The sequence below is a fragment of the Deltaproteobacteria bacterium genome, assembly GCA_009929795.1.
Classification (GTDB): Bacteria; Desulfobacterota; Desulfovibrionia; order Desulfovibrionales; family Desulfomicrobiaceae; genus RZZR01.
The window spans coordinates 18,876-31,504 of the sequence record RZZR01000017.1 but is presented as its reverse complement, the minus strand read 5'-3'; the positions used below and the strand labels follow the sequence as shown (position 1 = coordinate 31,504).

15 protein-coding genes are annotated in these 12,629 nt (G+C 59.7%); 3 read left to right on the top strand and 12 right to left on the bottom strand.

The genetic code is table 11. The annotated features are described in order from the left end of the window. Positions 1-123 precede the first annotated feature (123 nt). The gene (locus tag EOM25_03680) at positions 124-543 is read left to right on the top strand and encodes a hypothetical protein (protein NCC24291.1); all 420 of its coding nucleotides are present in this window, start codon (positions 124-126) and stop codon (positions 541-543) included. Beyond that, the gene (gene flgM / locus EOM25_03675) at positions 540-896 is read left to right on the top strand and encodes a flagellar biosynthesis anti-sigma factor FlgM (protein ID NCC24290.1); all 357 of its coding nucleotides are present in this window, start codon (positions 540-542) and stop codon (positions 894-896) included. Before EOM25_03680 ends, flgM begins: the two co-directional genes overlap by 4 nt. Here the strand turns inward: flgM and fliW are convergent. The 11 genes from fliW to flgF all read right to left on the bottom strand — a co-directional run bounded on the left by fliW (position 832) and on the right by flgF (position 10,763). Next, entirely contained in the window at positions 832-1,326 is a 495-nt protein-coding gene (fliW, locus tag EOM25_03670) for a flagellar assembly protein FliW (GenBank protein ID NCC24289.1), read from the bottom strand. The genes flgM and fliW overlap by 65 nt on opposite strands. Continuing rightward, positions 1,287-1,541, bottom strand: coding sequence for a carbon storage regulator (csrA, locus tag EOM25_03665; GenBank protein NCC24288.1), 255 nt, complete (start codon positions 1,539-1,541; stop codon positions 1,287-1,289). Before csrA ends, fliW begins: the two co-directional genes overlap by 40 nt. 26 nt (positions 1,542-1,567) lie before the next feature. Next, on the bottom strand, positions 1,568-3,115 hold the full coding sequence (flgL, locus tag EOM25_03660; protein NCC24287.1) for a flagellar hook-associated protein 3: 1,548 nt from the start codon (positions 3,113-3,115) through the stop codon (positions 1,568-1,570). 11 nt (positions 3,116-3,126) lie between these two features. Continuing rightward, positions 3,127-5,205: a flagellar hook-associated protein FlgK gene (flgK, locus tag EOM25_03655; GenBank protein ID NCC24286.1), complete on the bottom strand. Its 2,079-nt coding sequence runs from the start codon at positions 5,203-5,205 to the stop codon at positions 3,127-3,129. Beyond that, a complete protein-coding gene (locus EOM25_03650) occupies positions 5,206-5,694 on the bottom strand; it encodes a flagellar protein FlgN (protein NCC24285.1) in 489 nt (162 codons plus the stop codon). A 110-nt stretch (positions 5,695-5,804) separates the two neighbouring features. Continuing rightward, positions 5,805-6,305, bottom strand: a complete 501-nt coding sequence (locus tag EOM25_03645; GenBank protein NCC24284.1) for a hypothetical protein — start codon at positions 6,303-6,305, stop codon at positions 5,805-5,807. A 26-nt stretch (positions 6,306-6,331) separates the two neighbouring features. After that, positions 6,332-7,459: a flagellar basal body P-ring protein FlgI gene (locus EOM25_03640; GenBank protein NCC24283.1), complete on the bottom strand. Its 1,128-nt coding sequence runs from the start codon at positions 7,457-7,459 to the stop codon at positions 6,332-6,334. Between the two features lie 9 nt (positions 7,460-7,468). Continuing rightward, a complete protein-coding gene (gene flgH / locus EOM25_03635) occupies positions 7,469-8,161 on the bottom strand; it encodes a flagellar basal body L-ring protein (protein NCC24282.1) in 693 nt (230 codons plus the stop codon). Between the two features lie 17 nt (positions 8,162-8,178). Further along, positions 8,179-9,162, bottom strand: a complete 984-nt coding sequence (gene flgA / locus EOM25_03630; protein ID NCC24281.1) for a flagellar basal body P-ring formation protein FlgA — start codon at positions 9,160-9,162, stop codon at positions 8,179-8,181. Positions 9,163-9,171: 9 nt separating this feature from the next. Further along, a complete protein-coding gene (gene flgG / locus EOM25_03625) occupies positions 9,172-9,954 on the bottom strand; it encodes a flagellar basal-body rod protein FlgG (GenBank protein NCC24280.1) in 783 nt (260 codons plus the stop codon). Positions 9,955-9,986: 32 nt separating this feature from the next. Beyond that, complete coding sequence (gene flgF, locus EOM25_03620) at positions 9,987-10,763, bottom strand: flagellar basal-body rod protein FlgF (GenBank protein ID NCC24279.1); 777 nt, start codon at positions 10,761-10,763, stop codon at positions 9,987-9,989. Here flgF and EOM25_03615 point away from each other — a divergent pair. After that, positions 10,726-12,138 carry a sensor domain-containing diguanylate cyclase gene (locus EOM25_03615; GenBank protein NCC24278.1) on the top strand — a complete coding sequence of 471 codons (1,413 nt, stop codon included), beginning with the start codon at positions 10,726-10,728 and terminating at the stop codon, positions 12,136-12,138. The two genes, flgF and EOM25_03615, sit on opposite strands and share 38 nt — an antisense overlap. Here EOM25_03615 and EOM25_03610 read toward each other — a convergent pair. Further along, on the bottom strand, positions 12,120-12,617 hold the full coding sequence (locus EOM25_03610; GenBank protein NCC24277.1) for a zinc ribbon domain-containing protein: 498 nt from the start codon (positions 12,615-12,617) through the stop codon (positions 12,120-12,122). The genes EOM25_03615 and EOM25_03610 overlap by 19 nt on opposite strands. Between the last annotated feature and the right edge of the window lie 12 nt (positions 12,618-12,629).

Sequence of the window (12,629 nt, the reverse complement as noted above, 5' to 3'; positions counted from 1 at the left end):
TCGAAGCCGTGGTCATCTCGGGGACCATTGCCGCGGATAGGATTTTTTCTGGATAATTTTTGGTTCGAGCCCTAAAGTTTTTTCAAAGGGCGGCCGATGATGGCATTAAGAGGTGTAATACACGTGACCATCAGCCCCTTCCTCGTCAAGAACGTCATGCGGACATACGACCAACAGGTGGATGCCGCTCGCCGTCTGGCCCGGATCAGGAAGCTCCTGAATCCGGCTGACCAGGGAGGAGATACCGTGAGCATCTCGCAAGCAGCCAAGCGCAGCCAACTGGTGGCCCGGGTGACCAACGAGATCGTGGAAAACCTTATGGGCTCGTCCACGGACAACGCAGTGGTCAACAGCATCAGGGCCGCCTTGAACAGGGAATTCGAAACGGAATTCGTATTTACCTACCATGCCGGAGGCGAGGGTCTTCAGATCCTCGAGAACAAGGACGGTCAGGTCGTGGATCCCGGGCCGGAGAGAAAGGAGAAGGTTATGGCCCGCCTGTGGGGCATAACCCGGGAAAAGGTCGATGAGACCATGATCTGAGGAGCAATGGAGAGCAGACCATGAAAATACAGAACTACCTGAACCAGGCAGGTGTTTTTGACGGCAAGCGGGTCGAGGACCGGTCGCCGAAAATCTCCGAGCGTCGACGGGAGGAACAGTCTGGGACCCAGTCTTCGGATCATGTTTCCCTGTCCAGCGAAGGCCGACTTCGGGCTTTGGCCATGCACTCGGCCATGGACGACCCGGGGGTCAGGACCGAGCGGGTTCAGGAACTCAAGACCCAGGTCCAGTCGGGAACCTACAGCCCCGACAGCCGCCGCACGGCCGTCAAACTCCTGCAAGAAGAGCTGGACCTGGCTGCGGGTCTGCAGCCCTCGGCCTTAGATCGCTGATGAGGATGTTGCTTCGGGCCTTCCCGTTGGTCTGAGGGATTTGAAGGCCGATGCGCAGTCGGCTGTTGATGACCACGGGGCCGGTCAGATTCAGAGCTGTTTTTTCCGGATTGCCCTCGGGGATCGTCACGGTGACCAGTACGGCCAATTCCCGTAGGCCGCCGACTCTGAGAACCTTTTGTTCGGCCGTTCCGACTTCAATCCTCCAATCTTCCAGAAAAACATACGGGTCGGTGACCAGAAGGCCCAGACTTGGGTCCTCGGTGCATTGAAGGAGGAGGAACGGGGAGCCTTCCCGGACTTGGAGCAGGACGAAGTCCCTGGCCTTTTCGAAACCGATCAGCCCTCGCGGGAAATAGAGGCACTTGTCGAGAAAGACTCTCTGTCGCCCTATTCGAGTCGAGATTTCCCTGAATCGTCGCTTTTCCATATCGAAGTCACCTTGATCAGATCTTCCTCCCGGCTGGCCATGGCCAGTCGGTTCTGTTTCTGGACCTTGAGATAGATTTCCTCCCGGTAGACCGGGAGTTCCTCGGGCACGTCCAGGCCAAGCTGGACCTGGTTTCCTTTGCAGCCCAACACCGTGACCTTGATGGTTTCCCCGAGATATATGCTCTCACCGGGTCGCCTGGTCAGAATGAGCATGTTCGGCGTCCTCGTTCCCGTCGGGCCTAGACGTAGTTAACCATGCTCATCTTCATGATCATGGACGACGACCTGAGCACGGCCTCATAGGTCATCTGCTGATTTGCAAGTTTGGTCATTAACTCGGCCAGATCCACGTCCTCGATCTTGCTCAGGCGTTCCTCCTGATTGAGTTCCAGACCACTGAGAACCGTGTCAGCGATGTCCAGGCGGTTCTCCCGAGCGCCAACGCTGGCCAGCTGGGTGTTGACGTGCTGCTGTGCGGATTTGAGCCCGGCCAGTCCGGACTGGATGCCAGCCTGGTCGTTAGTCTCGAAGGCGGCCACAAGCTTGCCCAGAGTTTCGAAGAGGTTCGCGTCGGCCGTGGAAAAGGAAACGGCCTGACTTTGATAGATACCGCCAAAGATGTCTTTGCCAATGGAGTTAATCTGGATGGTCTGTCCAGGCCCGATCTCAACGTTCATCCTGGCCCTGTTGGGCCGGATTCCGAACTGGTCTCCCGGGTTCAGGCCCGTGGCGTCAAGGGTCAGCTTGCCGCCGGAGACCAGGAGTGTTGCCTCTGTGGCGGGTGCCGTGGTTTCGGTGGTTTGCCCCGAGGTCCAGGTGTTGCCGCCGTCGAGACTGTAGGCGTACTCTAGGGTGCCGCCGGCGGCGCTGGTCCAGGCATTGTCGATGCGGACCAAGACGTCCTTGGGGAACGACCCTTGGGCCGAGGAATCGGCCACAGTGCTGCCGGAGCCCAGGAAACGGTCAACAGTGATTTCGTCCTCATCATCGCCTTTGTATTCGGCCGAAGGCCTGACCACGAGCCAAGTGCCTTCGTTCATCTTGGTGTTGTCGGTTCCTGATCCGTCGATGGTCGCGTTGCCGGCCAGCTCCACGGTCACCCCGCCCAAGTCCAAGGTCGAAGCACCGCGTTCAATGCTTCCGTTTGCCCACGTCAAGCCGCCATCCGATGAATACCTGTAGTTCAGAGGAGGATCAGTCAGTGCGCCTTGCACGACCCCGCCCGTCACCTGCCCGTCATCAAGGAATTGAACGGCAATAGTCCGATCCGTGTTGCCGCCAATGCCAAAAAACTCGTCATCGGCCAGCTCCCAATTCGTGTTACGCACATCCAGGGCCAGGGTCTTTTCAAAGGCATTGTCCTTGGTCTTGTGGCCGGCGAAGATGCTTTGGCCTTCGTACTCGGCATTGGACAGAGTGACGAGCTGGTCGAAAAGCTGACGGACCTCGAAGGCGATGGCCTCCCGATTTTCTTGGGTCATGGTTCCGGTGGCACCTTGTTCGGCCAGGGTTCGTGCCCTGGTGACCACGGTGTTGACCTGCATGAGGGTTTGGTCGGCCAGACCGAGCCAGCCCTTGGCCGTGTCGATGTTGGTCTGGTACTGCTGTAGGGAGGCGATCGAGTTCCGGTAGTCCAGAATCCTGGCCATACCCACGGGATCGTCCGAGGGTTTGTTGACCTTTTTCTGGCTGGCCGCCTGAATGTTGAGCTCCATAAGCCGGGAGGTGGCCTGATTCAGGTTGCCGACGAGATTGGTGTAGATGTCTCGGTGAGATACTCTGAACATGGGATCCTCGCTCAGTTCTTGAGGCCAAGTAATGTCTTGAACATCTGGTCGGCCGTGGTGATGAGCTTGGCCGCGGCCGTGTACGAATGCTGGAAGCGGATGAGGTTGCTCATCTCCTCGTCCAGGTTGACGCCGGATATCTCCTCCTGTCGGGAGTTGAGGTCCTGGGCCAGAGCCGACTGGTACTGGAAGTTGTACTTGGCCATGCTTGTGTCGGCCCCAATGTTGCCAACCAGGGAATTGTAGTACTGCTGGAGGGTCTGGCTGGTGGTACCCTCGTAGATCGTGTTGATGCTGACGTTCTTGTGCTGGAGTTCGGCGATGGCCCGGGCCGTGGTGTTGTCCCCGGGATTGAATTCACCGGCCCCGTTGACATGGCCGGAGTTGATGTGGGCGATGCTGCCCTGGACCATGGGGTTGAGGGCCAGATCTCCGGCGTTGCCCCCGGAAAAGAAGGTGTTCAAGCCCAAGGCGGCCAGAAGCCCGGTGCTGTCCGTGCCGAAGACAAAGGAATACCCCGATTCGGCTTCGATGAGCAGCTTGCCCCCGCTGATGCTTGCTGTCAGGTGATCCCTGGCGCTTACGGCCGAGGCCGCGTCGTCGAGACTCATGCTCGTTGGATCGAAATTCCCTCCTCCGACTACGAAGTCGATGCCGGCGTCGGGAGAGACCAGATTTCCATTGGCATCATAGACGAAGATATTGAGATTGCCGGCCTGGAGACGATCTCCGAACAGGAGACCGGCATTGGCGCTGTCCAGTGGAAGGGTGCTGTTGGTGACCCCATAGGTGCCAGAGACGGACGTAAATCCGGTCTGGCCGGCGCCTTGGGAGTGGATGCGGTTCACTTCCCAGGCCAGGCTGCGGGCGAACTCGTCGAGTTTTTCCTGATATCGGCCGACGTAGGTGTCCCGGAACTGAAAGAATCCGGCCAGTGAACCACCCGTCAGCCTGCGGGGGTCTTCAGTCCCGTCTTCCAGGATGCGGGGGGTGATGTTCACGGCTGAGGCAGTGGTTTGGTGCCAATACAGGGCCTTCTTGGGGATCAGTTCGAAGCGATCTCCGGCGGCCAAAGCTCCCCCGGGCTCGAACCAGATCTGGATCTGGCCGTTCAGGATGCTGGCCCGGCCAGCGTACTCTTCGGCTGAGAAGTGGAGGTCATTGCCGTCTTCGTCCTTGAGCCATGAGCTTCCACCGTCCACCGAAACCCGGAAGGTGGCAGTCCCGACGGCCCCTGGGTCAACCACCTCGACGGTGATCTCATGGCCCGACTCCCCGGCATACTCAATGGAACCAGAAAAGGATGAGGCTCCGGTCAGGTAGGTCTGGGTCTTGCCCTGCTCAAAGGACAGGGAAAAAAATTCCGGGCCGTCCACCAGGGTATGCCCGGCTCGGGTCAGAACCATGACTTGGCCCATGTCCTTCTCAATGGTCTTCACGTCCATCTTTTCGGCCAAAAGTCTGATCTTTTGATCGCGCTCATCGTAAAGGGAGTTGGGATTATTCTTGCCCTCTTCGAGGTGTAGGGAGATCTGACTGTTGAGGCCAGCGATTTCCTTGAGCAGGGCGTTGACTTCGTCGACATCCTGCCGGATGAAATCGTTCATCTGGCCTCGGAGCGTATCCATCTGGCCGTCCATGAGGGACAGGGTGCCCAGGAGATTCTGGGCATGCCCAAGGAGTGCCGCCCGGGTGTTTCCGTCATCGGGCCTAGCGGCAAGATCCTGCCAGTCTTGCCAGAAGAGTTCCATGGCCTCGCTCAAACCCTGGCCATTGGCCTCGTTGACGAGCATCTCCACATTGGAAAGGCTGTCCCTGAGTTTGGCCCACTTTTCCCGGTCAGCGGCCTTGTCGTTGTATTGTGCTTCGATGAAGGCGTCGAAATGGCGAATGACCTCCTTGGCCACCACGCCGGTGCCGATCTGGCCCGGTCGACCGTCGAGGCTCATGCCTTCCTGCAGGATCACGGTCTGCCGCCGGTATCCCGGGGTGTTTACGTTGGCAATGTTGTTGCCGGTGACCGAAATCTGGGACTGGGCCGCGAACAGGGCCCACTTCCCGGTGTTCAGAACGGTGTCGATGCCGGCCATCTAGAGCCTCCCGTGGAAAAGGGACGGTCCGCCGCACTCTTCCTTCCATCTGCCGCTGGAGGCGTAAACCCCCCGGTTCCGGGGGGCGACTTGCGAATGGAAAAAGGCCAGGAGGGATCGGCTCTGCTCGGCCAGGGCCAGGGCGACGTCGCTGTTTCGAGTGGCCTTAGATCCGCACGTCTTTTCGTTGGTGTCGATTCGATCCAAGAGAGTCTCAAACAGATGCCGGAGCTTGTCGGACAGGGAGGGGAGAAGATCCCGGACCGTTTCGGCCTCGGGGTGGATGGAGAGTAGACGGGTCCTGGTTCCTTCACGCTCGGCCGTCAACTGGCGCAGGAGTTCCTGAATGGAGAACTGCAACCCGGCGATTTCCCTGGGGCGGGAGGACCGGAGCAGGAAGAATTCCTCGTCCAGCAAGCGGGAGAGGAGAGAGAGTGCCTTGTTTTGGCGGTCGAGACCGGCGGCGATGAGCTTCATGACCAACTCCATCCTGGCGGTAAAAATTTCCGGTTTGCCTTTGTCGGCAAGCCATATCCAAGTCTTAGCAAGTTCTTGGCCAGAGGCGAGGTCGGGCCGGATAGACCTTGGAATGGCCGGAGTCAGCTTTTGTCGAGTTCAAGGGCCACGATTCTGTCAGCCAGTTCGCTGGCCTTGAGCAGGGCATGGGCATCTGAGCGGTCTTCGTGGCGGACGGTTTCCCCGGAAGAAGATCCGTTTCCGAGCCCGACAGGGGAGGACTCGGCAGGCCGGGTTTGGGTGCTGGCCTCGGCCAGCCGTTCCCTGAGGGATTCGAAGAGCATCCGACCAAGTCCGACTCCGCCAGCGGAAACGATGTGTTCGGCAAAGCCCTGGTCGAACAATGCCAAGTACTTGTCCTCCTGCTTGCCGTGCATGGAGGCTTCCTTCTGGACCGTTGAGCGCATCTTTTCCCAGAGTTTGGCCACGAACATGGTCTCGAAACCTTCGCAGGCCTGGCGGAGTTCGGGTTCCTCGGCCCGGCCTTTCTTGGCGGCGAGACGGTCGAGACCGTCGGCGTGTCGGCCGGTCATGGCCTCTCCGGCCTTGATCATGGTCGAGTCTATCATTCCTTGCATGTCCATGTCGTACCTCCGATGATTGAACGAACTCAGATGACTTCCAGTTCGGCGTGCAGGGCTCCGGCGGCCTTGAGAGTCATGAGCACGGACATGACGTCCCTGGGCGAAGCTCCGATGCGGTTCAGACCGTCGACAAGTTCCTGGATTGTGGCCCCTTCGACTAGGACCAGATTCCTACGTTCCTCACGGACCTGGAGCTGTGTTTCAGGAACGATCACGGTCTCTCCGTCGGAGAATGGTCCAGGCTGGGAGACCTGGGGCGTTTCCTTGACGACCACGTGGAGATTGCCGTGCGTCACGGCCACCCGGGACATGGTCACGTTGGCCCCCAGAACCACGGTGCCGGTGTTCTCGTCCACGACCACCCGGGCCCGGGCGTCAGGGTTGACTTCCAGATTTTCCAGGGAGGCCACCAAGGGGACCAGATTTCCCTGGAAACGGTCCGGGACCCGGACCTGGACAGTGGAAACGTTTTCGGCCCGGGCATAGTCCCCGCCCATGGCGTCGTTGATCCGGTCCAGAATCCGTTTGGTGGTCGAAAAATCGCTGGTGGACAGGTTAATGGTCACCACGTCCTGGGTGTTGAACTGGAAGGGTACGGCCCGTTCCACGGTGGCTCCGCCGGGGATCTTGGCCACGGTGGTGATGTTTTTGGTGGCTGTGGCCGCGTCGCCTCCGGCCGAATACCCTCCGACGAGCATGGGGCCCTGGGCCAGGGCGTAGACCTTGCCGTCGATGCCTTTGAGGGGAGTGAGCAGGAGCACACCGCCAACCAGACTGGCCGCGTCCCCGATGGAGGATACGGTCACATCCAGTCCGCTTCCCGGTCCGGCTGAGACGGGCATGCGGGCGGTGACCATGACCGCGGCAGCATTCTTGACCTTGAGCTGGGCCTCGTCGACGCGGACCCCCATGTTTTCAAGCATATTGGCCAGGGATTGGATGGTGAAGCGGGATCCTCCCTTGTCACCGGTCCCTGGGAGGCCGACGACAAGACCGTAGCCGACCAGTTGGTTGGATCGGACACCGCTGAAGGACGAAACGTCTTTGAGGCGGACCGCTCCGGCCGTTGTCGCGGCCAGGATCAGGACCGCCAGCAGGGCCAGACCGCAGACCCGGGGGGGGATGCATTGGATTCTACGATGGGTCATGGTCATCCTCCAGGCCTAGAACGGCCAGACATTGTCTAGGATGCGGGTCAGCCAGCCGGGCTTCTGACGGTCGGCCAGAACGCCTTCGCCGAAAAGTTCAATCTTTGCGTTGGCGATCTTGTTGGACGGGATGGTGTTGTCCGGGGCGATGTCCCGGGCCCGAATCAATCCCCGGGCGACGATGATCTGTGTTTCGTCGTTGACCCTAGTCTCCCTGGCTCCTTCGATTTCATACAGGTCGTTGTTGACGACCCTAACGATACGGGCGGCTACCGAGGAGGTGATGTAGTTCTCCCGCTTGGTTTCGCCGTCGCTATTTAGCTTGCCGCTGGATCCGGCCTTGATCATGGATTCGGCCCCGATGGGGGCCCCGAGAAAGTCCTGGCGTCCCATGAAGGCCCCCACGCCCAGGTCGATGCTCGAATCCTTGTTGGACTTGGTGGTGGCCTTGTTCTTGGCCGTGGTGGATTCGACGATGTTGACGACCACGATGTCGCCCACCCTCCGGGCCCTGGTGTCGGCGAAGAGATAGCTGGCCCCCTCGGGCTGGAACATGGAGCCGGGGTTCACGACCTGATCCACTTCCGGTTCGGGTGGAACAGTCAGGACCGGCATGGGAACCGAGCGTTTTCTGGACGGAGCGCAGCCTGAGAGCGCACCGGCCAACAACACGGCCGCAAGCGAGATGACGATTGCCGTTCTGGACATGATTCCTCCTTAGACATTCACTGGACCACGACCCGGTCGTGGGATCGAATTCTGGCGATGATCTCTCTATTGCTCTGCAAGTTGAGGACCGGGATGCTGGAACCCACTCGACCGTCCTCCAGTGCCCTGGCCGGGACGGTCAGGGTCACGTTTTTTCCCTCGAACACCAGTTGGACCCTGTCGCCGTTTCGGACGTCGGGCACGGGCTCGATGGCCTCTGCTAGGATGGGTTGGCCCATGCCGACGGACCTGGTCATTCTCCACGGTCCGCCCAGACCATCCCAGAGATTGCCACGGATAAAGGCCAGATTCTTGGTTTCGAACCTCACGGCCTGAGGGCCAACGATGTCCTGCCGGTTCATGGGCCTGGCCGCGCAGGGCACGGCCACCCACTGATCGATGAAAGCTCCGGCGGAGTATTTGCGCAGCGTTTTGCCCTGGCCGTCGACGGCAGTCAGGGTCAGGGTCACCCGGCCCGGATCGGTCCGGCTGGCCTCGACATCCAGTCTGGAGTGAGTGTCGGGCAAGAAGATCGGCGAGGGAAGCCGAAATTCTCGGAACTTGATTTCACCAGGCAGGTCGGCAGTCCGCTTTGTCAAAAAATCGACAATAAGGCCCTGGATGGCCGTGGCGTCCAGAACTCGACCGCCGCGTTGGACGGTCGTAACCGTTGGTATGATGCAGTCCACGGCCCGGGTTCCAAGAATCTCTTCAAGACGACTGGCGAGGGTGGCCCCGGAGATAGTCATCCGGTCGGGGCCGGAGGCGCTGAAGGTGGCTACGATCTCGGCACCGAAGGCCTCACGCAAGGCCTCGGCGTGGGGTCCTGAGGCCCGGGTGATATCTTTCAGGCTGATGTCGTCGGCATCAACGCAGACCGAATCGAGGACATGGATCCTGTCCGGAGGCAGTCCGGCCCAGGCCTGGGTATGGAAGGATACGGCCACAACCAAGCACAGCCAGATGCGGCAAGCCAGACCGATGACCAATGACGACCTCATCCTCTCACCCTACCTCTTGAGCTGCATGGCCATCTTGAGCATTTCGTCCGAGGTGGTCACGGTCTTGGAGTTGATCTCGTAGGCCCTCTGGCCGACGATCATGCTGACCATCTCATCCACCAGTTCGACATTGGAGGATTCCAGATAGCCCTGGGCCAGAGTGCCGAAGTTGTCGGTGCCCGGCGTGCCTTCGATGGGGTCTCCTGACCCTTCGGCGGCCAGGTAGAGGTTGCGGCCCATGGCCTTCAATCCGGCAGGGTTGATGAATGTATAGATTTGGATGTCCACGGAGGCTAGCTCATTCCCGGCCGAGTCCAAGGCGCTTATACGACCGTCTTCAGTTACGACAAAATTTGTGGCCTCATTGGGTATGGTGAATTCGGGCTGTAGAGGGTATCCGTTGGCGTTGACGAGTCGGTTGTCGGCATCGGGTTTGAAGGCCCCGGCCCTGGTGTAAGCTTCCTCACCGTTGACGTTGAGGAGAAAGAACCCGTCACCTTGAATGACGATGTCCAGCGGGTTGCCGGTGTGTTTGAAGTCGCCCTGGGTAAAGATTTTGTGCACGTCCGTGGGCCGGACGCCCAGGCCGATCTGGATGCCCGTGGGCAGGCGGTCACCGTTGACGTTCTGGACTCCGGCGATTTTCAGGTTCTGGTACATGAGGTCTTCGAACTCGGCTCGGCTTTTCTTGAACCCGGTCGTGTTCACGTTGGCCAGGTTGTTGGCGATAACGTCGATGCTCAATTGTTGGGCGATCATTCCCGAAGCGCCCGTCCACAGGGATCGTATCATATCGGTTCTCCTCCAGGCCCATGCGGGCCAAGCTATCTGGTCTTGCCGACCTCGGTCATGACCTTCTGGTCGTTCTGCAAACTGTCCTGCATGCTTTTTTGACAGGCCTCGAAGATGCGCAGGGTCTCGATCATGTTGACCATTTCCCGGACCACCTCGACGTTCGAACTCTCCAGTGCCCCCTGTTCGATCATGGTCCCCTCGGCCGGGATTTCCTGGGCCATGACCTCGGGCCTGACCCGGAAGAGGTTGTCCCCGATTTTTTCCAGGACCCTGAGGTCCTCGAAGCTGACCACATCAAGGGTGTCGACCAGTTCGCCGTTGACGTACACGCCTCCGGAGTTGTCGATCTGGACCCGGCTCCCTTCTTCGAGGGTCATGGGCCCGGCCTGTCCCAGAAGGAGATTTCCGGAGGCCGACGCCACCTGGCCGGCAGCGTTCAGCTGGAACTGGCCGCTACGGGTGTAGAAATCCCCATCAGGGGTACGGACTTTGAGGAATCCCTCACCGTTCAGGGCCAGATCGAGCTCGTTGTCCGTCCTCCTGAGTCCGCCCTGGGAAAAGTCCACGTGGTGGCGACCGATTCGGGTCATGGACAATTGCTCATCCTTGACCCAGGGGATGTCGTCCTGAAGCGCTCTGTTGGGATCGATTCTGTCGTGGGCGTAGAGCCGGAACGTGTTCCTGAAGGCCAAATTGTCCTTCTTGAAGCCGGTGGTGTTGGCGTTGGCCAAATTGTTGGCGATCACGTCCAGGCGTGCTTCCTGGGTCATGGCCCCGAAAAGGCCGCTGTACATACTTGCCTGCATGGTCTGGCTCCTCCTGCGGAGATTTAATGCAATTTTTCAGCCAATCGATCCGGAGAGGGTCGGTCGAAGGGGAAATATGCACTTGCCGGGCCAGGCGGCTCCGGATAGATTCTCGGACAAATATGTGAAGCAACCCATGGATCAATTCGAAGAACATCTTGCCGCCCTGGACAGGGCCGTGGCTTTTCAGGATGCGGGGCAGATCAGGTCGGCCGTTGACGCCCTCCGTCGGGAACACGCGAGAATTCTGGAGGAGCTGGAGCGATTGACGGAATCGGCCAGGAGATTGGCCGAAGCCAAGCGGGGCGGTGAGCAGCGTTTTCTGCAGGCCCTGAACATCTTCCACCGTCTTCAATCCGACATCCGACGAATCCAGTCCATTAGGACCCTGGAGGAACTGCCCGGTTTCGTCGAGGAGATTGTCAGGTCCATGGGGCTGGACGCGGTCCGCCTCGTCCTGGACGAAGATAGTTGCCGGGACGTCTGTCCCGAGGGAATCTATCTGGCTGCATCGAAGCACCTCGTAGAGTTCGCCAGCCATCTGAACGACGTGACCGAAGGTGCGACCTTTTTCATCGGTCCGACGGTCCGGACCCGAAGATTTCCACAGGTCGACACGGTTCTTCCACGCCCGGAAGAATGGAGCCCTGAGGGTTCCTGCTTTGTCAGGCTGCTTTTCGACAAGTATCGACCGACGATGCTTTTCGGGGTCCTGGGTCTGTTTGCCAAGGATCCGGAAAGGTTCACTCCGGCCCAGGCCACGGATTTTCTCGAACATTACTGCTATCTTCTGGCATGCAACCTGACCACCCTCATGGACCACGAGCGACTGGTCCGTCTGTCCACCGTGGACCCTTTGACCAAGGCTCACAATCGTAACTATCTCGTCCTCCACGCCCAAAGGCTTCTGGATTTTTCCGAGCGCAAGGGATTTCCAGTCTGCCTGCTGTTCATCGATCTGGATCGGTTCAAGCAGGTCAACGACACCCTGGGGCACGACGTGGGAGACAGGGTCCTGATCGAAGTAGGGGATCGGATTCGTGCCATCGTCCGAAAGCATGACATCTTTGTCCGTCTTGGTGGGGACGAGTTCATCGTCATGCTGACCGATGTCGGGGCTGACCAGGTGTCCTCCTTTGTCGGCCGAATCGTCGGCGCCATCGAGGAAATCGATTTACAGACCCTGGCCGGGCGGCCGACAGATCTCCGCGTCGGGGCCTCGGTCGGGGTGACGGCCCACGTGGCCGGACTGGCCATCGAAGATATGCTGGCAGACGCCGACCGGAGGATGTACGGAATGAAGAAGTCCCGCGGAAAACGGGATCAGGGGAAGGGGAAGGCTTCAGGAATCGGGGATCATCCCTTCAGGTCGTAGAGAGTCTCGTCGTGCTCGGGCGGTCTGATCCGGCCCGAGGCCTTTTTCCAGAGCCCAGCGGTGAACGGGTCTTCATCAAGGGCGTCTCCGAGTTCGGCCTCGACTTTTTCCGGATCCTCCCCGGCCTCCATGCGTCTCATGGCCTCGTCAATGCCGGGCCCGGGCTCCAACCCGACGTCACGAAAGAGCCGACGCATGAGGCGGGCGGCCTGTCTCGGATCGTCACTGTCCAAGGCCCCGGAGTCGTTCATCAGGCCCTGCATGGCCTTTTCCAGCCTGGATTCGTCGATGTCGGGCATGCCTCCATCCCCTTCATCGCCGTCGGGCCGTTTTTTCCCCAGAGAAAAGACCGAGGCTTGGCGGACGAGATGCTCCCGGTGGCAACGGGGGCAGGCCGGAACGGTCTCCGTGTCCATCCGAAGGGAGAAGAAGCTGAACACGACATGACACGAGGGGCAGTAGAATTCGTAGATAGGCATGGATTCCTCTTT

Coding starts and splice junctions, on each gene's coding strand:
- fliW (NCC24289.1), bottom strand. CDS start 1,326: ATGGAAAAGCGACGATTCAGGGAAATCTCGACTCGAATAGGGCGACAG.
- csrA (NCC24288.1), bottom strand. CDS start 1,541: ATGCTCATTCTGACCAGGCGACCCGGTGAGAGCATATATCTCGGGGAA.
- flgL (NCC24287.1), bottom strand. CDS start 3,115: ATGTTCAGAGTATCTCACCGAGACATCTACACCAATCTCGTCGGCAAC.
- flgK (NCC24286.1), bottom strand. CDS start 5,205: ATGGCCGGCATCGACACCGTTCTGAACACCGGGAAGTGGGCCCTGTTC.
- EOM25_03650 (NCC24285.1), bottom strand. CDS start 5,694: ATGGAGTTGGTCATGAAGCTCATCGCCGCCGGTCTCGACCGCCAAAAC.
- EOM25_03645 (NCC24284.1), bottom strand. CDS start 6,305: ATGGACATGCAAGGAATGATAGACTCGACCATGATCAAGGCCGGAGAG.
- EOM25_03640 (NCC24283.1), bottom strand. CDS start 7,459: ATGACCATGACCCATCGTAGAATCCAATGCATCCCCCCCCGGGTCTGC.
- flgH (NCC24282.1), bottom strand. CDS start 8,161: ATGTCCAGAACGGCAATCGTCATCTCGCTTGCGGCCGTGTTGTTGGCC.
- flgA (NCC24281.1), bottom strand. CDS start 9,162: ATGAGGTCGTCATTGGTCATCGGTCTGGCTTGCCGCATCTGGCTGTGC.
- flgG (NCC24280.1), bottom strand. CDS start 9,954: ATGATACGATCCCTGTGGACGGGCGCTTCGGGAATGATCGCCCAACAA.
- EOM25_03615 (NCC24278.1), top strand. CDS start 10,726: ATGGCCCCGAAAAGGCCGCTGTACATACTTGCCTGCATGGTCTGGCTC.
- flgF (NCC24279.1), bottom strand. CDS start 10,763: ATGCAGGCAAGTATGTACAGCGGCCTTTTCGGGGCCATGACCCAGGAA.
- EOM25_03610 (NCC24277.1), bottom strand. CDS start 12,617: ATGCCTATCTACGAATTCTACTGCCCCTCGTGTCATGTCGTGTTCAGC.